The following is a 22448-nucleotide window of genomic DNA, read 5'->3' as shown; positions in this document are numbered from 1 at the left end:
GTTAATTGGTCCTCATTCTATGACCGAGCGTCAGCTACCCAGATTTTTATTTTCGCAAGCGCATCGGCGGTAACGACATCTCTCGGGACAAAAACGAAACGGGTGCCGTCGTCAATAACGAAGAATAAATAATCGTGGCTGAGATGCATCCGTTCTATCTTTCGATTCTTTATCGAGCTCTCGTCCAAAAACTGGATAATATACCCGTCGAAAATCTTAACTGATTCAGCGATATTGCCAAGCTTCTTATTACCTGCCTTCCTTTTTAAAGGAACCAAAAAACTACGAGCTATTATTATATATATTGTCCCCATAGCAATTGGGGGCCAGAGCGTAAATTGTCTCACTGGAAACCACGCCCTTTGCAAGGTACTCCAGCAGAGCGACGGCCAACGCAGATGTCCAGATAATCAAAAGAATTGCGGCTATCAAAATCAGCCAAGCAAGCCCTGTAAGAATCCAACGCCTGGATCGACCATACCTCAGATCGGAAAACGAACGCGCAGCACGTTTAAGCTGCGTATCATTTGTCTGGAAGGTATACTCCCATAGAGGGAACATACCTTCCAAATTTGGAACGTCCTGGCCCATATCGGTGCCAAGCGCTTTATAGTGTCCTGGTCACCATCTCGACGCGGAAGCACTCGATGACGTCACCGACGCGCATGTCCTCGTAGTTCTGGAAGGCCATGCCGCATTCCTGGCCGCCCGGAACTTCCGAAACCTCGTCCTTGAAGCGCTTCAGGGTCTTCAGCGTGCCTTCGTGGATGACGACGTTGTCGCGGATCAGGCGCACGCCCGCACCACGCTCGACCTTGCCTTCGGTGACACGGCAGCCGGCGATCTTGCCGACCTTGGTGATGTCGAAGATCTCGAGGATCTCGGCATTGCCGATGAAGGTCTCGCGACGCTCCGGCGAGAGCAGGCCGGAGAGCGCCGCTTTCACATCATCGACCAGATTGTAGATGATCGAATAGTAGCGGATCTCGATGCCTGCCGCAGCCGCGGCTGCGCGGGCCTGCGCATTGGCGCGAACGTTGAAGCCGATGATCGCAGCCCCCGAAGTTTCCGCCAGCGACACGTCGCTTTCGGTAATGCCGCCAGCCCCCGCATGGACGATGCGGGCGCGCACCTCGTCGGTGCCGAGATTGTCGAGCGCGGCGTTGATCGCCTCGATCGAGCCCTGCACGTCGCCCTTGATGACCAGCGGGAATTCCTTCAATCCGCTGGTCTGCAACTGCGACATCATCTGTTCAAGCGAGCCGCGCTGGCCGGCATGCCTGGCCACCGCCTTCTCACGCGCCAGACGCTGGCGATATTCGGTGATCTCGCGGGCGCGGGCTTCGTTGTTGACCACGGCGAAGCGGTCGCCGGCCTGCGGCGTGCCTTGCAGGCCGAGCACCTCCACCGGCATTGCCGGCGGCGCTTCCTTGACCTGCTCGCCGCGATCATTGACGAGCGCGCGTACCCGGCCCCATTCGTTGCCGGCGACGAGAATGTCGCCCGGCATCAACGTGCCGGTCTGCACCAGCACGGTAGCGACTGGGCCGCGGCCCTTGTCGAGCTGGGCTTCGATGACCACGCCTTCGGCGGTGCGGTCCGGATTGGCCTTCAGGTCGAGGATTTCGGCCTGCAGCAGGATCGCTTCGAGCAACTTGTCGAGATTGATGCCCTTGGTCGCCGACACCTCGACATCCAGCACCTCGCCGCCCATGGATTCGACGAACACCTCGTGGCGCAGCAGTTCCGAACGCACCTTCTGCGGGTCGGCGTCATGCTTGTCGATCTTGTTGATCGCCACAATGATCGGAACGCCGGCCGCCTTGGCGTGATTGATCGATTCGATCGTCTGCGGCATGACGCTGTCGTCGGCTGCCACCACGAGGATGGCGATATCGGTCGCCTGGGCACCGCGGGCACGCATCGCCGTGAAGGCGGCGTGGCCGGGCGTGTCGATGAAGGTAACCTTGTGACCGTTCTTCTCGACCTGATAGGCGCCGATATGCTGGGTAATGCCGCCGGCCTCGCCGGAGACGACGTTGGCATTGCGGATGGCATCGAGCAACGAGGTCTTGCCGTGATCGACATGGCCCATGATCGTTACCACCGGCGGACGCGGCCGCAGGTCCTCGGGACGATCGGCGATGTTGAACAAGCCCTCTTCGATGTCGGACTCGGCGACGCGGCGGACCGTGTGGCCAAATTCGGTGGCGACGAGTTCGGCCGTGTCGGCGTCGATGACGTCACCAGGCTTCAGGATCTGGCCCTGCTTCATGAAGAACTTGACCACGTCGACAGCGCGCTCGGACATGCGCTGCGCCAGCTCCTGGATGGTGATGGTTTCGGGCAGGATCACTTCACGCATGACTTTCTCGCGTGGCTCGTTATGCAACGCGCGCTTGAATTTCTCCTGACGGCGGCGCATCGACGAGAGCGAGCGGGCGCGCGCATCCTCGTCGGAAAGCGCCGAATTCAGCGTCAGCTTGCCGCGGCGGCGGTCTTCCTCGCCCTTGGTCGGTTTGGCCGGACGCGCCACTTCCGGCGTGACCAGACGGCGCACTGGTGCGCCGGCACCGGTCCGCTTCGGTTTGACCTCTTCCTCGTCATCGACTGTTGCCAGTTCGGCGGCGAGCGGCGCACGGCGGCGCGCCTCTTCCTCGGCACGGCGGCGGGATTCGGCCTCGGCTTGCAGCCGTGCCTCTTCCTCGGCCTGACGGCGAGCCGATTCCTCGCGCTCGCGGCGGCGGCGCTCTTCGTCCTCGCTGCGGCGCTTGGCTTCCTCGATGGCGCGCTGGCGATCCTCGACATCGCGGACCTTCGAGCCCTCGAGAGCCCGGCGGCGCGCTTCCATTTCCTGGCGCGACAACTCGTTCAGCACCATGCCGCCGCGTTCGACCGGCGGCGGAGGGGGAGGCGCCTTGGGAGCTTCCTGCACGGCAGGCGCTGCCGCGACCGGCTTCGGCGTGAAGACGGAAACAGGCGCTGCCGCCGGCTCCGGCTTGTCGCCGGGCAGCGAGAACTTGCGCTTCTTGGTCTCGACGACCACCGACTTGGTGCGGCCGTGCGAGAAGTTCTGGCGCACCGTGCCCTGTTCCATACCGGGGCGCTTCAGCGTCAAGGTCTTCTTCGGCGTAACACTCAGCGTCTTGTCGTCGCCCGATTTCGTATCGCTCATTCCATATCCTCTGCGGCATCATCTTCGTCAGCAACGGCCGCAAGCATTGCCAGATCGTCCGGGGAACCGCCCCGATATCGGTCGAGCGCAACCATGCGCTTCTGGACCGCCCTGCCCGCGTCTCCCGCGAGAACGGCAGCATGTATCACATTTGTACCCCCCAATGCCAAGCTCAACTCGGCCTCGGAGAAAAGTTTGTAAGCGCGGATCGCAGGCCCGCCAAGGTGGACGGTTGCCCGTCGCGCCTGGCTTATCTTGCGGACGCCATCGTCGGAAGCCTCGGTCGCGTGGAGCACGAAAAGTGCAAGTCCGCCGCGCACGGCGCTCTCGACCTTGGTCGCTCCGAGCGCTATGGCGCCCGCCTTGCGGGCCAGGCCAAGCATGCCCAGAGCGGACCTGGAAAGCAGCGCGTCGACCATGCCGCCAAGATCGGCCGGCACGCTCACCTGCGCCTTAAAAGCACGGGCAAACAGGTTTTTGGCCGCTGCCTTTTCTATATGTAGGCGGTCGGCCGTCACCCAGCAACCGCGGCCGGGCAGGTTTCTCTTGATGTCCGGAACGACGGCCGAATCCGGGCCGACGACGAAACGGATCAGTTCATCCGGTTCGGCTTGCCTGCGGGTGACGATGCAGGTGCGATCGTTCATCTCGTCCAAGGGCGGGTTCGGTGCGATGCGGTTTCACCTCACGCACCGACGGTTTCGTCAGCCGGCACGCCCTCGGCGGCAAGCTCGTCTTCGGTGATCCAGCCAGCCTTCAGGCGAGCCGCCAGGACCATCTGCTCGGCATCGGCGCGTGATACGCCGTGGTTGGCGAGCACACCCGGGAATACCTTCGTCTCGCCGTCCTTGCGTTCCTTCCAACCGGTCAGGTCGTCGGCGGCGTAGCCGGCGAAATCCTCGATCGTCTTCACGCCGTCCTCGCCGAGCGTCACCATCATGGCGGTGGTGATGCCGGGAATCTCGCGCAGCTCGTCCTTGACGCCGAGCGCCTTGCGCTTCTCGTCATGCTCGGCTTCGATCTTCTCCAGATATTCGCGGGCGCGGGTCTGGATTTCCGAAGCCGTGTCCTCGTCGAAGCCGTCGATCGACGCGATTTCGCCGGAGTCGACATACGCGACCTCTTCGACGCTGGTGAAGCCTTCGGAAGCGAGCACCTGGCCGACCATCTCGTCGACGTCGAGGGCTTCCATGAACAGCGACGACCGTTCGACGAATTCCTTCTGGCGGCGTTCGCTCTCTTCCTGCTCGGTCAGGATGTCGATATCCCAGCCGGTGAGCTGCGAGGCAAGACGGACGTTCTGGCCGCGGCGGCCGATGGCCAGCGACAGCTGATCGTCGGGAACGACGACCTCGATGCGCTCGGCATCCTCGTCGAGCACGACCTTGGCGACTTCCGCCGGCTGCAATGCATTGACAATGAAGGACGCCGCCGAAGGCGACCAAGGAATGATGTCGATCTTCTCGCCCTGCAATTCACCGACGACCGCCTGGACGCGGCTGCCGCGCATACCGACGCAGGCACCGACCGGATCGATGGAGCTGTCGCGCGAGATGACAGCGATCTTGGCGCGCGAACCCGGATCGCGGGCGACCGACTTGATCTCGATGATGCCGTCGTAGATTTCCGGCACTTCCATGGTGAACAGCTTCGCCATGAACTGCGGATGGGTGCGCGACAGGAATATCTGCGGGCCGCGCTGTTCGCGGCGCACGTCATAGACATAGGCACGGACGCGATCGCCATACTTGTAGTTTTCGCGCGGAATCAGCTCGTCGCGGCGGATGATCGCTTCGCCGCGGCCGAGATCGACGATGACGTTGCCGTATTCGACGCGCTTGACGGTACCGTTGACGATCTCGCCGATACGGTCCTTGTATTCGTCATATTGCCGGTCGCGCTCGGCCTCGCGCACCTTCTGCACGATGACCTGCTTGGCCGACTGGGCGGCGATGCGGCCAAAATCCATCGGCGGTAGCTGTTCGGCAATGAAATCGCCGAGCTGGGCGTCCGGATTGCGCTCGCGCGCCGAGGAAATGGCAATCTGCGTCGCGTAGTCATCGACCTTCTCGACCACTTCCATCAGCCGCTGCAGCTTCATCTCGCCGGTGTTGGCATTGATGTCGGCGCGGATATTGGTTTCCTGGCCGTAGCGCGAGCGCGCGGCCTTCTGGATCGCATCGGCCATGGCGGCGATGACGATCGACTTGTCGATCGACTTTTCACGCGCGACCGCATCGGCGATCTGCAGCAGTTCAAGCCTGTTGGCGCTTACAACCATCTTCTTTCTCCCGAGCTTGTTGCCGACCTTTACGGCCGGCAGCCCAATCACATTTCCTGTTCGGTTTCGTCTTCCGCACCCTCTGGTGCGTCTTCGGGTTCGCCGCGGCGTTTCCTGGCTTCCTTGCGCGCCCGATTGTCCTTCGACAGCGCATCGCGGATAAGGTCGTCGGTCAGAATCAGCCGCGCTTCGGCAATCGCATCGTAGGGAACACGTACCGTCGGCTCCTCGCCGTAAGCGGCCTTGTCACGCTCGATCAGCACACCGTCCGCGTCGCTTTCGGCGATCTTGCCCTTGAAGCGCTTACGGTCGGCGACGAGAACCGACGTTTCCATCTTCACCAGATGGCCGGTCCAGGCTGCAAAGTCCGATTTGCGGACCAGCGGCCGGTCGATGCCCGGCGACGACACTTCGAGATGATAAGCCTTCTCGATCGGATCATCGACATCGAGCGCCGGCGATACCGCCCGGCTGACCTCTTCACAATCCTCGACCGTCATCGTGCCGTCCTCGCGCTCGGCCATGATCTGCAGCGTCAGCCCGTTCTGGCCCGACAGGTGCACACGTACCAAGCGGAAGCCAATGGCGCGCAGTACCGGCTGAACGATCAGCGCGATGCGCGCATCGATGCCGCTTTCGCGGATGATGCGGTCGTCGCCTTCGCTTGCCGTCACTGTCATTCGGTCCTGTCACTCGATTTCTGTCGGTCGGCAGGTAATAAAAAAGAGCGGGACCGGGTGGACCCACTCTTCGTCATACCGACCAAGAATTTGAAGCTGATATAGACGATCGTGGTCCTCGTTTCAAGCCCGTCCTGCATGACGGCAAGGCTCCGAGTCCGCAGCGCTGCTCCAAATGCATGGCGCCCATGCAGTGATCACCGTTTGAGCACCGGCCACGCACGACTATCTACGTTGCATTGCACAATTGGAGCGCTCACTGCGCTCGAAAGGGTCCCATCATGAACAATCGTGGATTTTTTTCAGCCATAGGCGATGTCTTTAGCGTGTTCGGCAGCGCCGTAGCCGCGTCGCGGGCTGTGGAACGCGGTCGCAAGCCGCGTGCGCATGATCTGCGCAATCTCGGCATGGAGCCGGCAGCCTTCAACAAGATCCGTCGCTTCTGAGCCAGGTGGCCGCCGAGAGCCTTCGGCCCGCTCGCCTTGTGCTCAGCTCTAATCTCCCGCTTATTTCCGCACGAAGGTGAGATAGGCGGGCCGTCGGCCTTCGCGAATGGCCTTGGCCTCATAGCGCGTCCCCGGCCAGCCATCATAGGGCCGGTGCCAGTCGGCTGGTTCGCTTGCCTGCCACGTGAAGGCGTCGTGCGCCCGGCAATGCAGGAGCGTCCAGTTCACATAGCTATCGATATCGGACGCAAAGTGGAACTTTCCGCCGTGCTTCAGGACGCGCGCGAAGCGGTTGAGATTGACCGGGCTGACGAAGCGCCGCTTCCAGTGCTTCTTCTTCGGCCACGGATCCGGATAGAGAAGGTCAATGCCGTCAAGCGAAGCCTGCGGCAGCCAGTCCTGCAGACGTGTGGCGTCGTCGTCGTAGACGCGCAGATTGGCAAGCGGCCGCTCCCGGACCGCCATCATCATCTTGGCCATGCCGTTGACGAAAGGCTCGACGCCGATAAAGCCGGTCGCCTGGCTGGCCGTAGCACGGTGCAGAAGATGTTCGCCGCCGCCAAAACCGATTTCGAGCTGGACAGCCGAAACTTCGGCTTCGAAAAGGCTCCGCAAGTCGGCCGGCGGTTCAACCGTCAGATCGAGCCTGTAGGCGGCGAAGCCGCTCTCCAGCGCCGCTGCCTGTTGTGGTCGAATGGCCTTGCCGCGCCGGCGACCGAAAAAGGCCTCGGTCGCACGGCTTGGCCGGTCCTTCGGATCCATAGGCGCCGCGGTTAGGCGGCGACTGCTTCGGCGACCGGTTCGGCGAGAGCGTCCTTGAGCGCCTTGGCGAGATCGGTCTTCTCCCAGGAGAAGGATCCGTCGCGGCCGGCCTTGCGGCCAAAATGGCCGTAGGACGACGTCTTGGCATAGATCGGCTTGTTGAGATCGAGGTGGCGGCGGATGCCGGACGGCGACAGGTCCATCACGGCGCGCAGTGCACGCTCGAGTTTTGCCTCGTCGACCTTGCCGGTGCCGTGCAGGTCGACGTAGATCGACAGCGGCTGGGCGACACCGATCGCATAGGAAAGCTGGATGGTGCAGCGATCGGCGAGCTTTGCGGCAACCACGTTCTTGGCGAGATAACGCGCCGCATAGGCCGCCGAGCGGTCGACCTTGGTGGTGTCCTTGCCAGAAAAAGCGCCGCCGCCATGAGGCGCAGCCCCGCCATAAGTGTCGACGATGATCTTGCGGCCGGTCAGGCCGGCGTCGCCATCAGGCCCGCCGATGACGAACTTGCCGGTCGGATTGATGTACCAGTTGCAATTGTCGGCAATCTTCAGGTCGCCCAGTGCTTCGCGAATATAGGGCTCGACGACGTTGCGCACCTTCTTCGAATCCCACGTCTCATCGAGATGCTGGGTCGACAGCACGATCTGCGTCACTTCCGCCGCTTTGCCGTCGACATAGCGGACGGTGACCTGGCTCTTGGCATCCGGCCCGAGCCTGCCGGCATCACCGCTGCCTTCATGGCGCGCAGCCGCCAGCAATTCGAGGATCTTGTGGCTGTAATAGATCGGCGCCGGCATCAAGTCCGGGGTTTCGCGGCAGGCATAGCCAAACATGATGCCCTGGTCGCCGGCTCCCTCCTCGCCTTGCCGGTCGGAGGCGTTGTCGACGCCTTGGCCGATATCCGGCGACTGGCCGTGCAGCAGGACCTCGATCTTGGCTGTCTTCCAGTGGAAGCCGGCCTGCTCGTAGCCGATTTCGCGGATCGCCTTGCGAGCGACCGACTTGAACTTGGCCGGGTTGACGATCGGATGGCCGGCCGCATCCTTCAGGACGTTGCCCTCCTTGTCCTTCTTGAGCAGCGTCTCGGGGACGCGCACCTCGCCGGCGATGACAACGCGATTGGTCGTCGCAAGCGTCTCGCAGGCAACGCGGACCTTCCACGGGTCCATGCCGGTCTTTCTGGCTTCGCGATAGACGAGATCGACAATCTCGTCGGAGATGCGGTCGCAGACCTTGTCGGGATGGCCCTCGGCAACGGATTCCGAGGTGAAGAAGTAATTGTGCCGCGTCACGGGTGTCCCCTCTTGAAAAAAATATCGGCAGGCCGCCGATTTTGGCGCGCCAGTTGTTAACGGTGCCGGGCGTCGCTAGTCAAGCCATGCAGCCGTTCTGGCATGAATTTTGACGTTATTATCCTTGCATCCCGAGACGGCGGCAGGGCGCACTGCGATCAGCCCTTGCGCAACAGACTGAGGAAAACGGCTTCCAGGAAGCGAGTCGAGCGAAATCGATCTGCGCTTTAGCGCATCTGCGGAATGAACATCCCTCAATGCGCGCAGCCGCGAGAAATTGCATGCCCAGCTAGGACGAGCCCTTCCTTGTTGAACTCTTCACGGGCCAGTCAATCGACTTCGTCGGTGGAAAGCGACTTCACCAACTCGATGATCTTGCGGCGCACTTTCACATCGGCGATCTTGACGAAGGCGCGATTCAGCTGGAGGCCTTCCGGGCTGCCGCAGAATTCGACGGCGGAGGTCATCGAAGCATCCTCGGCAAATCCACGGTTGCCCACGGGCTCCTGACCGGGCGCATCCTCGAAAAAGAAGGCGACGGGGACGCCGAGTATGGAGGCGATTGCCTGCAAACGGCTGGCGCCGACGCGATTGGTGCCCTTTTCGTACTTTTGGATCTGCTGGAACGTTATGCCGAGGTTTTCACCCAGTTTTTCCTGGCTCATTCCCAGCATATTGCGGCGAAGCCGGATGCGGCTTCCGACGTGGATGTCGATCGGATTCGGCTTTTTCTTGTTTTCTTCTGTCATTTTTTCCTCGCCGAATTTTTCCGGCTTTTTCTATTTTGCTGCCCAAACGACGCCGCGGCCCGTGCCCCAACAGAACGACCTTATCGACTTCGAAAATTTTCAGGCGCTTACAGTATGAGTTTCTAATGTGTCGGCTGTCAATTCGCCCGTAGCCTTTGCCTTACGTTCAAAATGCATGCCGCAACGGCAAGCAAAAACATGATCAGCATTCCGTTAATGCGTCGTTGGCCGGATGAAACGATGGCTTGGTCGGAGATCGGCACACGCACATCGATCGCGCCGCGTGCATCGATTGCCAGCGCGTCGACGATGCGACCGCGCGGGTCGACAACGGCCGAAATGCCGTTATTAGCCGCGCGCAACAGGGGCACCCCATTCTCCACCGCCCGGATCTGCGCCTGCCTGAAGTGCTGGTACGGCCCCGGCGTGTCGCCGAACCAGGCGTCATTGGTGACGTTCACAATAAGCTCGGCTGACGTTGCGTCAACTGCGACCAGATCGGGAAAGATGACCTCATAGCAAATAAACGGCAGCGCCCGGATACCGCCGGGCAGCGCGATCGGATGCCGCTCATTGCCCGCCGCGAAGGTCATTGGACCGGCAACAAGCTGCTCAAGCCCGAAGCGGCCGAGCAGATCGGCAAAAGGCAGGTATTCGCCGAAGGGTACCAGGTGGACCTTGTCGACGGCATCGACGATTTCGCCTTTTTCGTCGATCGCCACCACAGAGTTGTAGTAACGGCTGCCGGCCGCCGAGCCGCCTTCTTCGCGAACGACGCCGGCGACCAGCATCTGGCCATCGCCGAGCATCTCTCCGATCGCAGGCAGGGCATCCGGACGTTCGGTGAACAGAAACGGCACGGAGGTCTCCGGCCACAGGATCAATTGCGGCCTGTCATGGCCGGGTTCCGGCGCCTTGGCCGAAAGCCCCATCATGGTGGCGAAGATGCGGTCACGCACCGAGGTATCCCATTTTTCCGTAAGGTCGACGGCAGGCTGCACGATACGGACGTCAAGGCTGCGGGCGGCCGGCTTTTCGGGGGCGGCGAGCCGGATATAGCCGAAGCCGGCATGGGCGGCGACGAGCACGACAAGCAATGCCGCGCCGAGGCGGAGATGCCGGCGCGCCGCAAGCAGCGCCGGCAGCGCAAAGACGAAGACCGCAAGCGCGTCCATGCCGACCATGCCGGTCACCGAGACGCTCTGCATCAGCAAAGGTACCGGCATCGCCGCATAGCCGACGGCATTCCACGGAAAGCCGGTGAACAGGAAGCCGCGCAGCCATTCCGCCAGCGCAAAGCCGAAGGCGAGCGCGGCGATGCGTCCGATGTCGTTGCTCCACAACAGCCGGGCGACCACGGCGGCGAAACCATAGAAGAAGGCGAGCGCGAGGGGGATGCCGACCACCGCGAACGGCAAGGCCCAGGCAAAGCTGTCGGCCTCGACCAGAAGCGCCGAGCCGACCCACCAGAGACCGGCAAGAAAGTAGCCGAAACCGAACCACCAGCCGATGGCGAAAGCCGGACGCAAGCGCCGCAGAAAACCGTCCGAGGCTTCGCCGGTCGCGCCGTCGAGGAGCCACACCAGCAGGGGAAACGAAACGAAACAGACGGCGAAGAAATCGTAAGGCGCCTGGGCAAGAACCGCCAGCGCGCCGGCAAGAAACGCCACCAACGCGCGCCGCCAGCCCCAAAGCAGAATTATCCGGCCGGCCTGGCGCTCCATCTATGCTTCCGAGTCGTGCGAATCAGGAAGCAAGATTTATCAGGCCGCGGCCTTGGCTCCAAATGGCGCCCAGCTGGGGCTGCCGAGCATTAACTTCGGCCTCGACCTTGGCAGACCTTGCCCAGCGATGCGATGATGCTGGTCGTCACGGGAGCACAATTCACTTGAAGCGACATTCGCTGCTCAATAGCGTTCTGGCCATGCTCATGGTTTCCGTCCCAAGTGCAGTCCTGCTGTTCGCGCTGGCTCGGCCTTGGAAAGGAACCCTTTCGGTGTCGGATCTTTGGACCGCATTCGCTGCAAGCCATGGTCCAGGGTTGGCTCTAACGGCCAGCTAAGACGCTAAACGGTTTCCACCGCTTGCCGAAACGCAGCGTCTAAGCCTGCTCGGTGCGGACGGCGCGGCGGCGGCGCTCGCCCTTCAGGGTCTCGACGATGCGCACGCGCTTGACGCGGCGCGGATCGGCGTCGAGCACATGGAACTCGAAGCCGGGTATGGCCTGCACCACTTCGCCGCGCGCCGGCACCCGGCCAAGCGTGTTGAAGATCATGCCGCCGATCGTGTCGACATATTCGCCGTGCTCGCCGGCGGCGAAATCCTCGCCGATCATCTTGGCGACGTCGTCGATCTCGGCCTTGCCGTCGACGATGAAGACGCCTTCGCCGGCCTGGGTAATCATCGGCTCGTCCTCGTCATGCTCGTCCTCGATGTCGCCGACCACCATCTCGACGATATCCTCGAGCGAGACGAGACCGTCAGTGCCGCCATATTCGTCGATGACCAGCGCCATCTGGGTGCGCGTCGTCTGCATTCGCCCCATCAGGTCGGAGGCGAGCATCGACGGCGGCACGAACAGCACCGGTCGGATCAGGCTGAGATCGCCGATGGTGCGCGCCAGATCGACCTGGGCGAGATCGAGAACCGTCGCGACCGGAGTTTTCCTGGTCGTCCTGCCCTTTCTGACGCGGGCGACCTTGGTGATATGCGCCAGCACGTCGCGGATATGGACCATGCCGCGCGGATCGTCGAGCGTCTCCGAATAGACCGGCATGCGGGAATGGCCGGACTGCTCGAACAACCCCAGAAGGTCGCCGAGCTTCGTGGTGATCTCGACCGCCTCGATGTCGGCGCGCGGCACCATGACGTCCTCGACCCGCACTTCGCGCAGGCGCAGGATGTTGTTGAGCATGGCGCGTTCGCCGGGCGAGAAGGATTCTGCATCGCTCGCCGTTTCGGCAAGCGCACCGGCAATCTCCTCGCGCAGGCTGGTGCCGTTGCGGTGCCTGAAAAGCCCGAGCACGCGATCGAACAGGGAAGGACCGGCAGGCGATGCCTCGCTGGCGAAGCTGCCGGTCGTGGTACTCGGACTCGAGCCCTCTTCCGTCGTTTCGGAAGGCTTGATCACACTGCCGGCGTCGGAGCGGGCGGCAGTCTCTGGTTTGTCGTTCATCATCGTCCGGTCAATTGGTCTTTTGTAATTACGTGTAGGGATCGGGAATGGCAAGCCTCGCAAGTGCTGCGCGCTCTGTCGCTTCCATCAGTTCCGCTTCGGCATCCGTTTCGTGATCATAGCCCAGCAAATGCAGCAGGCCATGGATGACGAGATGGGAGATATGGTCCTCGATGGGCTTGTCTTCCAGTGCCGCCTCGCGCGCGACAGTCTCGGCGGCCAGCACGATGTCGCCGAGCATCGGCGGCAGAGGCCCTCCCCTGGCAAACGGAAAAGCTGGAAAAGACAGGACGTTGGTCGGCTTGTCCTTGCCGCGCCAGCCGGCATTGAGCGTGCGGATACGGGCATCGTCGGAAAAGACGATGCTGAGCTCGGAACGGCCGTCGGCACCGGTTTCGGCAAAGGCGGCCGAGACGGCGTGGTCGACCAGCCGCATCAGCACCGCCTCGTCGGGCCAGTCGCCCGCCTCGATCGCGATATCGATTTCGACGGGAAGCGGTCCCCCCGCCTTTTGCTCCTCAGCCATGCGGCCGCATAATCGTATCAGCTTTCGACACCCAAACCCCTGGCCAGCTTGCCGTCACGGTCGTAGGCCTTGACGATCTCGGCGACCAGCGGATGCCTGACGACGTCGCCTTCATTGAAGCGTACGGTCACCATGCCGGTGACGCCGTCGAGGATTCTCAGCGCCTCGACCAGGCCGGATTTGGTGTTTGGCGGCAGATCGATCTGGGTCGGATCGCCGGTGACGATCATGCGCGAGTTCTCGCCGAGCCGGGTCAGGAACATCTTCATCTGCATCGGCGTGGTGTTCTGCGCCTCGTCGAGGATGACGGCAGCGTGCGCCAGCGTACGGCCGCGCATGAATGCCAGCGGCGCGATCTCGATGACCTCAGCAGCAATCGCCCGCTCGACCTTGTCGGCCGGCATCATGTCGTAGAGCGCGTCATAGAGCGGCCGCAGATAGGGATCGACCTTCTCCTTCATGTCACCCGGCAGAAAGCCAAGCCGTTCACCGGCCTCGACCGCGGGGCGCGACAGCACGATCCGTTCGACCATGCCACGTTCGAGCAGCATTGCCGCATGCGCCACCGCCAGATAGGTCTTTCCGGTGCCGGCCGGGCCGATGCCGAAGACGAGTTCCGACCGCTCCAGCGCGCGCATATAGGCGTCCTGGTTGAGCGAGCGGGCATAGATGGTCTTCTTGCGCGTCGATATCTGGGCGGCGGACACCTTGCCCTTGCGCTCCAGCGTCGGCAGCGTCAGCTGGTCGTCGGTGGCGATCGCCATGCGCACGGCGCCGTCGACATCGGACTGGCCGATATCGGTGCCTTTCTGCAGAATGCCGTAAAGATTGTCCAAGGCGCGGCGCGCCTGCTCGGCGGCCGAGGAAGAGCCCTTGATGGTCAATTGGTTGCCACGCGAGCGGATATCGACGCCGAGCTTCTGCTCGAGCCTGGCCAGATTCTCGTCGAACTGGCCGTAAAGGGCGCTGGCAAGCTTGTTATTGTCGAAAGTCAGTACGATGTGCGCGATATCCGAGGCCCCGGAGGGTAGATTCTGGGGCAGGTTCTTGACTTCAGCAGCGCTCAACCGTCTCTCCTCATCTGCCGAGGCCTTCAGGCCAATTCGGCGAACAGGCTGTTGTAGCCCGTCTTCGTGATTCGTACCTGGATAATGTCACCGATTTCGCCGGCGTTTTCATCAACAATAACCGGCTGCAGCCACGGCGAGCGGCCAACCTTCTGGCCGGCCTGGCGGCCAGGCTTTTCGATCAGCGTGTCGATAGTCCTGCCGACCAGGCTTGCGCCGAAATGCTGCTGCTGTTTCAGAAGCAGCGCCTGCAGCCGCTGCAGGCGCTCGTCCTTGACGGCCTCCGGCACGTGATCGCCCATCTCCGCGCCCGGCGTGCCGGGGCGCGGAGAATATTTGAACGAGAAGGCCGAGGCATAGTTGACGTCTTCGACCAACTGCATCGTCGCCTCGAAATCCGCTCCCGTCTCACCGGGAAAGCCGACAATAAAATCGCCGGACAGTGCGATGTCGTTCCGTGCGGCACGGATGCGGTCGATCAACGTCAGATAGTCCTTGGCCATATGCCTGCGGTTCATCGCCTTGAGTATGCGGTCGGAGCCGGATTGCACCGGTAAATGTAGATAGGGCATCAGCGTAGGCAAATCACGATGGGCGGCGATCAATTCATCGTCCATGTCGCGCGGATGGCTGGTCGTGTAGCGCAGCCGCGCCAGACCTGGAATCTCTGCCAGCCTGAACAGCAGCCGGCCAAGGCCCCATTCCTCGCCGTCTTCACCTCTTCCGTGCCAGGCGTTGACATTCTGGCCGAGCAGCGTCACCTCGCGCACGCCGGCATCCGCCAGGCGCTCGGCTTCGGCGACGATCTGTGCCACCGGCCGCGAGACTTCCGAGCCGCGCGTATAGGGCACGACACAGAAGGTGCAGAACTTGTCGCAGCCTTCCTGAACGGTCAAGAACGCCGTCACGCCGCGCCTGATCAGTTCGGCGCGCTTCGGCTGCGGCAGATGCTCGAACTTGTCTTCGACGGCATAATCGGTCTCGACGATCTTTTCGCCGCTCCGCGCCCTCGCCAGCACCCCGGGCAGCCGGTGGTAGGTCTGCGGACCGATGACCAGATCGACAGCCGGCGAGCGGCGGATGATCTCGGCACCCTCGGCCTGCGCCACGCAGCCGGCGACGCCGACCAGCATTTCGCGCCCGGCCTTGGCACGTTCCGCCTTCAGCTCACGGATGCGCCCAAGTTCGGAATAGACCTTTTCCGCCGCTTTCTCGCGAATGTGACAGGTGTTGAGCAGCACCAGATCGGCCTCGCCGATGGCGTCTGTCGCGGCATAGCCGTCGGCCGCCAGAGCATCGGTCATGCGCTGCGAATCGTAGACGTTCATCTGGCAGCCATAGGTCTTGACGAAGACCTTTCTGGTCGCGGCAGGCGGAACGACCAGGTTTTCGGCGGCAGCGCCGATGTCGTCACGTTCTATCGTGTTCAATTCCATTTCGCGGCTTCTAGCGCCTTTCCCCGACAAAAAACAGACGAATCTGGCCGGAACCTGCTCAGCCTACCGGCTCGGACGCGGTTCGGCGAGCGCCGCTTGTACCATCTCGCGAACCTGGCGTTCCATCTGCTTTGCCGTCTCCTTGCGGCTCGAGCCCCTGGAGAAAGCAATCGCCTCGCCAAAATGCACCTCGACGTCGAGGGCGCCCTCGGCCATCAGCACCTTGAGGTGCGGCATCAGCTCCTCATCGCCGATCCAGGCGGCAACCGGCCGATGCCGGCGGCCGAGCGGCACGCCATGCAGGCGCGTATAGACGATCGCCACCGGTTGGATGAAGACCTGTTCGGTCGCCCCTTCCGCAATCGCCATTGTAGCGGCGCCGAACAGCGTGCTCTTGAACGGCAGGATCATGTTCCCGTCGCCGGTCGAGCCTTCGGCGAACAGCACCATGGCGTCGCCCTTGGCCATCCGGCCGGCGATCTCGCTCGCCTGGTCGCCCGACGAGCGTTTGCGCTCACGTTCAATGAAGACGGTGCGTTGCAGCTTCGACAGCATGCCGATCAGCGGCCAGCCTGCCATATCGGCCCTGGCGATGAACGTCACGTCGACCATCGACCCCAGCACCATGATGTCGGTCCAGGAGATGTGGTTGGCAGCAATCAGCAATGGGCGCTGGCCGGACAGCGCTCCCTTGACATGGATGCGCAGCCCCAGCGCCCTGACGATCATTCTGTGCCAGATCTTCAGGATGAAGGTCTCGCGCCAGAGTCCGGTCCTCATCGACAGTATCTGCAAAGGCACAAGCACCAATGAGCCGACGACAACCAGCCCCAGGGCCAGGAAAATCCTGATTTTTCCGATCATCCGCACCACCCCGGCGTTTGGCTAGCGAAGATCGCGGCGCATGACAAGCGCGCCGGTCGGGCCGTGCTCCGGCGACTTGTAATAGTTGGCGCGCTTGCCGACCTCGCGGAAGCCGAACCGCCGGTAGAGCGCGATCGCGGCGACATTGGTCTCGTCGACCTCGAGGAAAAGTGCCTCGGCGCGCTGTGCGTGCAGTTCACGCAGCACCGCATCCATCAATTGCCAGCCGAGCCCCCGGCGCCGATGCGAGCGTGCCACCGCGACCGTCAGGATCTCCCCCTCGCCGGCCGCCAGCCGAGCCAGCACGAAGCCGACCGGCGGCTTGGCACCCTGTCCGGTCTCGCGCGCGGCATAGCCGAACACCGTGTCCTGCTCGAGCAGCGCGGCGAATTCGTCGTCGGTCCACGGCCGCGCGAAATCCTCGCGATGCAGCACCGACATGGCCGCGCTGTCGGCAACCGTCAGCGGCTCGATCGCATAGTCCCTGCGACGCGGCTGGAGGAATGGAATGCGCATCAGTTTTTTTGCCTAGATAGAATAAAGCCGGCCTGCGGCTTGGCGTCGGCGCCGCGCAGATAGAGCGGTTTCGGCTTTTCGCCCTCGCCCTTTTTACCGGCACGTTGGGCGGCGGCCAGCCGGGCATAGACGGCGATGTCGGCGGTGGCCGCCGTCCCGCCGAGATCGAAGCTGCGCCCGGCCGCCGCGGCAATTTGGGTTGCCGCCGTGCCGGCGAGAACCGCAGATCTGTCGACCGCGATGGCGGCTGCTTGCGAGAGCGTGGTCACGGCCGGACCAAAGATCAGAACCGACCTCTCATCGTAAAGTGCCGCATGGATCTCCTCGCGACCTGCATCGAGCGCGGCGAGCACGGTGCGACCGGGAAATGCCGCTCTCGCTTGCGCCGCCAGGGCCTCCAGAGTCGTCACGCCGATCGCCGGGATTTTCAGCGCCAGCGCAAGGCCGCGCGCCGCCGAGACGCCGACGCGCAGACCGGTGAAGGAGCCCGGACCCGTCGAAACGGCAATGGCGCCGAGGCCGGAATAGTCGGTTCTGCTGGTCCCCAACGCCTTTTCGATGACACCCATCAGATGCTCGGCATGACCCTTACCGAGATCGAGCACCGAACGGCCGAGTTCTTTCCCGGCCGCCGCGTCGTAGACGCAGGCGGCGCAGAGATTGGCGGCACAGTCGATGGCAAGCAATTTCATGAAGCGGCCGGTTGAGACAGTTTCGAAAACAGCTTCCCTCTGCCCGCCCGGGCTGATCCCCGCAAGGCAATAATGGATAAATCGTCAGGCGACTTGGCTTCGGCGCGGGTCCAAGAATGTAAGTTCCAACGCACGCAACCGCCACAATAGGTATCGGGACTAGCCGACCTGCTCGATACGCAGCACGTGATTGTCCCAGACATAGTCCGGCTCGGAATGTATCGAGCCACCGGACTCGACGATATCGCCGGCGCCGGTCGTCGCCATGAAGCTTTCCCCATCGGCTGCAACGCCGCAAACCTCGACCAGCGCCTTGGTGGCGACGATGCGGCCGCTGGCCGCGTCGATCACGGCAAGCGAATTGCCCTCAGGCGAAGACACCGCGATGGTGCCGGCGGCAGGGTTGGCGGCGACCGAGCCGATATAGTTCCTGAAGGCGGAGAGCACGTCCTGCGACATGTCGAGTAATTTCAGGTCCATGCCGCGCGCCGCGCGGCCGAGCAGTGGGGGACGATCGGTACCGGGCCCCCTGTATTGACAGCCGAACCAGACGGTGCCGGAGCGGTCGGCATCCATATGGCGGATCGACAGTTTGTGTAGCGCCGGCGGTAATTCGTGCTTTTCGGTGAGATCGCCGGTAAGGCGGTCGACCAGAACATAGGAAGGCTTCATCGTTGCGATATTGAGCTCGGCGCGGCCATAATCCGGATGCGTTTCGATGCCGCCATTGGCGACAGCGATTGTCCTGCCGTCGGAGAGAAGCAGAAGTTCGTGCGGGCCCACGCCGTAGGTCGGGAACTCGCCGATGCGCTTGAATTTCGCATGCGCGTCATAGACGCCGACGACGCCGGCGGCATTGTCGAAATCGTTCTCGGTTGCGTAGAGCAGCGTGCCATCGGCCGAGAACACACCATGGCCGAAGAAATGCCGGCCGGCAACGCTGGCAATGGTGTGCGGTTTATAGCGGCCGGTATGGTCGAAGACGACAGCAAAGGTGCCCGGCTGCCTGGCAAACACCACCGAACGATTGGACACCGGGTCGAAGGTAACGTCGTGGCCCCGATCGGGCAGATCGATCGTGTGCAACAACTTGCCGGCCTCGGACAGGACGGCCGCGCCATAGCTGCCGTCGCGCTTGACGAAAGCGGTGACGAAGACCGCGTCGGCGTCGAGTGTCTTTGCCCAGGCCGACGGCGCCATCGCCGCTACGAAACCAGCGCCTGCGGCCCTCAGGAAATCGCGCCGATCGATCAGCGGCGTCCTCATGATCAGTCGCCATCCAATGACGAGAACCCGGCGGTCAGGCCGAATTCGGCGGTCAGCCTGGTGCCGATCAGGGTCGTCAGGCTGGATGTCACCAGCGAGAAATAGTCGAGCTTCTGGCGCAGCGCCGGATCGGCAAGTGCCTTGTCGATCGGTCCCCTGATCGCCTTGGCCGCCTCGATCCCGTTGGTGAGCTGGATGTGGACCGATTCTGCCATCCAGCGGGCATCGGGCGGCAGCGCGTCGCCAAGCTGCGAGGCCTGGAACAGCGTGTCCATGCCCGCCAGATTCCCGGTCAGCGAGCGGGCGGTGTTTTGCGAGCGCCAATAGATCGCCTGTTTCGGTTTGTCGGCCTCCGGCTTGGCGCCCAGGAAGCCTTTCAGGCGCACGTCGCGGACCATTTCCAGCTCGTTGATGAAGACGCCGACCAGTTCGGTCACCGCTTCGGTGCCGTCGTGGTAGAGCGCGTTCTGCGGACCCGGATTGGCCCAGAGCGCGGCAAAGCCGTTGGGCTCGTTCCAGGCATCGCCAACCTCGCCCGCAATCGTCTCGACATTGCCGGCAATGGCCGCACCGTAGGCGCAGCGATAGGCGTCGTCCCTGCCGACCAATTGACCGGCTCCGTCGCCGTAGAGGACGAATTCCAGTGCGCCGAGCCCTTGCATGGCGACGCTCTTTGTAGCCAGCTGGGCCGGATCGGCGGCTGTCGGATCCTTGCCGGCAAGTGCTGCCTGCACCTGCTTCAGGCCGATGCTCTTGCGGTCCGGCCAAAACAGCATGCGCTCAAGCCGGTTGTTTTCCGCGATCGGCCCGAAACGGATGATTTCCACCACCGACCAGGCATCCACGACGCCTGAGAATTCGGCGCGTGCCGCATCGAGAGTGTCTTGCGAAGGCGCCTGGCAAAGCGCGTGCATGGTCTTGGCCAAGCTGTCCGCATGGTCATGCAGTCTGGCATAGGCCGGGCGGACGAAGCCGTCGATCGCCCGCTGGATCACATCCGAAGCCTTCACCGCCGCGGATGCCGGCAGCGCACCGGCGAGGACCAGCATCAGAGCGAATGCAAGACGCTTCCGCATCAGAGCGACTCCAGAAACTTGATCAGCGCGGCGCGGTCGGCCGCATCGGCAGCGGCAAAGCGGTCACGCGCCTTCTGACCCTCGCCGCCATGCCACAGAATCGCCTCGGCCAGGCTTCGTGCGCGCCCGTCATGCAGGAAGAAGGTGTTGCCGCTGACGGTCTGGGTGAGCCCGATGCCCCACAGTGGCGGCGTGCGCCATTCGCTTCCCGTGGCCTCGCCCACCGCCTGTCCGTCGGCAAGACCGGGTCCCATTTCATGCAGCAGGAAATCGGAATAGGGCCAGATCAGCTGGAAGGCCTGCGCATTGTTCGGGGTGTCGCGACGGGTGACGAATTTCGGCGTATGGCAGGAGATGCAGCCCATATCGTAGAATAGTTTTTTGCCGGCGAGCACGTCCGGTCTGTCGAGATCGCGCCGGGCCGGCACGGCAAGGTTTTGCGAATAGAAGGTCACGAGGTCCATGACCGGCGGCGGCGCTTCGACCGGACCGAGGCGCTCCTGTACACCGTTAGGTAGGCCAAGGCAGGTCTTTTCCGCGGCGCTGCAATCGCCCCAGTGCTTCGGCACTTCGGGCGTCGAAATGCCAATATCGCCGGCAAAAGCGTCCGCCGATTGCTGGCGGATCGATGCCGCCTGCGCCTTCCAGCCGAAACGGCCGAGCGTCAGTTCACCGCTGCTGGCGTCGCGTATTATGTTTGGCCTGCCGGCAATCCCGTCACCATCGCGGTCGGCCGCATCGGCACGCGTAAGGATGTCGGCGGGAGCGATCTGCTCGACCAGGCCAAGGCCGATCATCGGCGGTGTCATGCGCGGCGACAGCGTGGTGTGCGGATCGAGCGGCCCGTAGGCGAGACCCTCGACCGAATAGCTCGGCTTACGCAGCGACACGACGCTGCCGTCCGCCAGTTTTACTTTTTGCTCCTGATAATCGACATGCATCCTGCCTTCGCCCTGCAGGCCGGGAACGGCTAGCTCCTGAAGTTGTGTGCCATAGACCGGGTCGGGAAAGTTGAGCACCTTGTGATCGGCGAGCGCGGCTTTCTCCTCCTCGGTACTGGCTTCCCTTGCCAGGCGCAGGAACATCGAGGTGGTGCCGCTGTCGCCTTGGGGCGGATGGCCGCGACCGTCCTTCAGATGACAGTTCTGGCAGGCGCGCTCGTTGAACAACGGACCGAGCCCATCCGAGGCTTGTGTCGAGGATGGCGAGGACACCCAGTTCTTGCGGAAAATGGCGTTGCCGAGCTTGAAGGTGCCCTCTTCCTCGAAGCTGATGTTGGCGGAGGATTGCGAGAAGGCGTCCTTGTTGACGTCCTTCTTCGAGGTGCCGGCGCCGCCCTGCATCAGCTCGAATTGCTCGGGCTTGGAGAAATCGCTGGTCGGCCTGGTGATGGCGATGACGCGCGCCAGATCCTTCGGCGTCAGATCCGTGCGGCTGGTGGCAAGCCCCGCCGGTTGCGGCGCCCCGGCCAGCGCCGAGGCTGTGAGCGTCGCCACCACGGCAAGAAAGGCGCCGCGAAGGATACCGTATCGCGGCTTCTTCTGAGACGGCAGGCCACAATGCTCGGCCGGCCGCAAGCGGCGCATGAAATCTAGGGGGCGCCGCATTCCGGCATGTCCTTATTCCGCCTCGTCGGCCGACGCTGCGTTGAGTTGACCGTACTTTTCTTCGCCGATCGAGGCGAGCAGGTCGAGTTGCGTCTCGAGAAAGTCGATGTGACCTTCCTCGTCAGCCAGCAATTCCTCGAACAGCTTCATCGTCACGTAGTCGCCTGCTTCGTTACAAACCTCGCGCGAACGCTTGTAGGCGGTGCGCGCGTCATATTCGCCGGCAAGATCGGATTCGAGCACTTCCTTGACATTCTGCCCGATGCGCAGCGGCGCCACGGACTGCAGGTTCGGATGGCCCTCGAGGAAGATGATGCGCGCCACGAGCCGGTCGGCATGGTGCATTTCCTCGATCGATTCAGCGCGTTCCTTCTTCGCTAGCTTGGCGTATCCCCAGTCTTCCAGCAGCCGGAAATGCACCCAGTATTGATTGACCGCCCCAAGTTCCAGAAACAGAGCCTCGTTAAGCCGCTCTATGATCTGCTGTTCGCCTTTCATGGGTTCTGCTCCCGTATTGGACGCGCAGGCCTCTGACGCGATCCAGGTGTGAAACGATGTCCACGCCACTCGCCGCCGAGCGGGCATGGTAATTTTCGGTGACCCGAATGATCGTTTCGACCACATTTGGGAAGCAGCCGCAACAGCGACCGCGCTTGTGCATGGCGTGATAGACCTTCGCCGGCACGATCAGCTGCCAGGGGTCCTCATCCAGCAGTCCGACGATCGTCTGCTCTATCTCCTTTTCGGTGATGATGTTGCAATGGCAGATCAGCATTTGTCGCTCTGGCTAACGGCGCTTCGTTGCGTCGCGTGGCTGGTGGTTTCGATA

At 62.7% G+C, this 22448-nt stretch carries 21 protein-coding genes; 1 reads left to right on the top strand and 20 read right to left on the bottom strand.

Annotated features, from left to right (window positions below):
- Positions 1-607: 607 nt before the first annotated feature.
- The 4 genes from infB to rimP are packed head-to-tail and all read right to left on the bottom strand — an operon-like array spanning position 608 to position 6136.
- A complete protein-coding gene (infB, locus tag NKH49_RS03910) occupies positions 608-3175 on the bottom strand; it encodes a translation initiation factor IF-2 (protein WP_352613882.1) in 2568 nt (855 codons plus the stop codon).
- Positions 3172-3822 (bottom strand): RNA-binding protein, encoded by a 651-nt coding sequence (locus NKH49_RS03905; protein WP_352455116.1) that lies wholly within the window; start codon positions 3820-3822, stop codon positions 3172-3174. The genes infB and NKH49_RS03905 overlap by 4 nt, the downstream gene beginning before the upstream one ends.
- Positions 3823-3860: 38 nt before the next feature.
- Positions 3861-5456, bottom strand: coding sequence for a transcription termination factor NusA (gene nusA / locus NKH49_RS03900; RefSeq protein WP_023676901.1), 1596 nt, complete (start codon positions 5454-5456; stop codon positions 3861-3863).
- Positions 5457-5503: 47 nt separating this feature from the next.
- Positions 5504-6136: a ribosome maturation factor RimP gene (gene rimP / locus NKH49_RS03895; RefSeq protein WP_023676900.1), complete on the bottom strand. Its 633-nt coding sequence runs from the start codon at positions 6134-6136 to the stop codon at positions 5504-5506.
- 281 nt (positions 6137-6417) lie between these two features.
- Between rimP and NKH49_RS03890 the strand changes: the two genes are divergently transcribed.
- Positions 6418-6582 (top strand): hypothetical protein, encoded by a 165-nt coding sequence (locus NKH49_RS03890; RefSeq protein WP_352470065.1) that lies wholly within the window; start codon positions 6418-6420, stop codon positions 6580-6582.
- A 60-nt stretch (positions 6583-6642) separates the two neighbouring features.
- Here NKH49_RS03890 and trmB read toward each other — a convergent pair whose 3' ends face one another.
- The 16 genes from trmB to NKH49_RS03810 all read right to left on the bottom strand — a co-directional run bounded on the left by trmB (position 6643) and on the right by NKH49_RS03810 (position 22394).
- Positions 6643-7344, bottom strand: coding sequence for a tRNA (guanine(46)-N(7))-methyltransferase TrmB (gene trmB, locus NKH49_RS03885; RefSeq protein ID WP_352925202.1), 702 nt, complete (start codon positions 7342-7344; stop codon positions 6643-6645).
- Between the two features lie 11 nt (positions 7345-7355).
- Positions 7356-8645, bottom strand: a complete 1290-nt coding sequence (gene metK, locus NKH49_RS03880) for a methionine adenosyltransferase (RefSeq protein ID WP_023676896.1) — start codon at positions 8643-8645, stop codon at positions 7356-7358.
- Positions 8646-8974: 329 nt separating this feature from the next.
- A complete protein-coding gene (locus NKH49_RS03875) occupies positions 8975-9394 on the bottom strand; it encodes a helix-turn-helix domain-containing protein (protein ID WP_023676895.1) in 420 nt (139 codons plus the stop codon).
- A gap of 137 nt (positions 9395-9531) precedes the next feature.
- The gene (gene lnt, locus NKH49_RS03870; RefSeq protein WP_352470063.1) at positions 9532-11118 is read right to left on the bottom strand and encodes an apolipoprotein N-acyltransferase; all 1587 of its coding nucleotides are present in this window, start codon (positions 11116-11118) and stop codon (positions 9532-9534) included.
- A 377-nt stretch (positions 11119-11495) separates the two neighbouring features.
- The gene (locus NKH49_RS03865) at positions 11496-12569 is read right to left on the bottom strand and encodes a hemolysin family protein (RefSeq protein WP_352613880.1); all 1074 of its coding nucleotides are present in this window, start codon (positions 12567-12569) and stop codon (positions 11496-11498) included.
- A 28-nt stretch (positions 12570-12597) separates the two neighbouring features.
- Positions 12598-13095, bottom strand: a complete 498-nt coding sequence (ybeY, locus tag NKH49_RS03860; protein ID WP_352541254.1) for an rRNA maturation RNase YbeY — start codon at positions 13093-13095, stop codon at positions 12598-12600.
- A 17-nt stretch (positions 13096-13112) separates the two neighbouring features.
- Positions 13113-14162, bottom strand: coding sequence for a PhoH family protein (locus NKH49_RS03855; protein ID WP_352541253.1), 1050 nt, complete (start codon positions 14160-14162; stop codon positions 13113-13115).
- A gap of 26 nt (positions 14163-14188) precedes the next feature.
- On the bottom strand, positions 14189-15598 hold the full coding sequence (gene miaB / locus NKH49_RS03850; RefSeq protein ID WP_352613879.1) for a tRNA (N6-isopentenyl adenosine(37)-C2)-methylthiotransferase MiaB: 1410 nt from the start codon (positions 15596-15598) through the stop codon (positions 14189-14191).
- Positions 15599-15661: 63 nt separating this feature from the next.
- The gene (gene olsA / locus NKH49_RS03845; protein ID WP_352613878.1) at positions 15662-16462 is read right to left on the bottom strand and encodes a lyso-ornithine lipid O-acyltransferase; all 801 of its coding nucleotides are present in this window, start codon (positions 16460-16462) and stop codon (positions 15662-15664) included.
- Between the two features lie 21 nt (positions 16463-16483).
- On the bottom strand, positions 16484-16978 hold the full coding sequence (gene rimI / locus NKH49_RS03840) for a ribosomal protein S18-alanine N-acetyltransferase (protein ID WP_352470057.1): 495 nt from the start codon (positions 16976-16978) through the stop codon (positions 16484-16486).
- Positions 16978-17670, bottom strand: a complete 693-nt coding sequence (gene tsaB / locus NKH49_RS03835; RefSeq protein ID WP_352613877.1) for a tRNA (adenosine(37)-N6)-threonylcarbamoyltransferase complex dimerization subunit type 1 TsaB — start codon at positions 17668-17670, stop codon at positions 16978-16980. The genes rimI and tsaB overlap by 1 nt, the downstream gene beginning before the upstream one ends.
- 159 nt (positions 17671-17829) lie before the next feature.
- Positions 17830-18936, bottom strand: a complete 1107-nt coding sequence (locus NKH49_RS03830; protein WP_352925200.1) for a DUF1513 domain-containing protein — start codon at positions 18934-18936, stop codon at positions 17830-17832.
- A 2-nt stretch (positions 18937-18938) separates the two neighbouring features.
- Positions 18939-20012: an imelysin family protein gene (locus tag NKH49_RS03825; protein ID WP_352767057.1), complete on the bottom strand. Its 1074-nt coding sequence runs from the start codon at positions 20010-20012 to the stop codon at positions 18939-18941.
- Entirely contained in the window at positions 20012-21619 is a 1608-nt protein-coding gene (locus NKH49_RS03820; RefSeq protein WP_352925199.1) for a di-heme oxidoreductase family protein, read from the bottom strand. The genes NKH49_RS03825 and NKH49_RS03820 overlap by 1 nt, the downstream gene beginning before the upstream one ends.
- 12 nt (positions 21620-21631) lie before the next feature.
- Complete coding sequence (gene bfr / locus NKH49_RS03815; RefSeq protein WP_023676883.1) at positions 21632-22117, bottom strand: bacterioferritin; 486 nt, start codon at positions 22115-22117, stop codon at positions 21632-21634.
- A complete protein-coding gene (locus NKH49_RS03810; RefSeq protein ID WP_023676882.1) occupies positions 22083-22394 on the bottom strand; it encodes a (2Fe-2S)-binding protein in 312 nt (103 codons plus the stop codon). Before NKH49_RS03810 ends, bfr begins: the two co-directional genes overlap by 35 nt.
- Positions 22395-22448 lie beyond the last annotated feature (54 nt).

This window comes from Mesorhizobium sp. M1088 (genome assembly GCF_040318575.1).
In the GTDB taxonomy this organism is placed as follows: Bacteria; Pseudomonadota; Alphaproteobacteria; order Rhizobiales; family Rhizobiaceae; genus Mesorhizobium.
The sequence above is the reverse complement of the archived record's forward strand: the minus strand, read 5'-3'. Positions and strand labels throughout refer to the sequence as shown.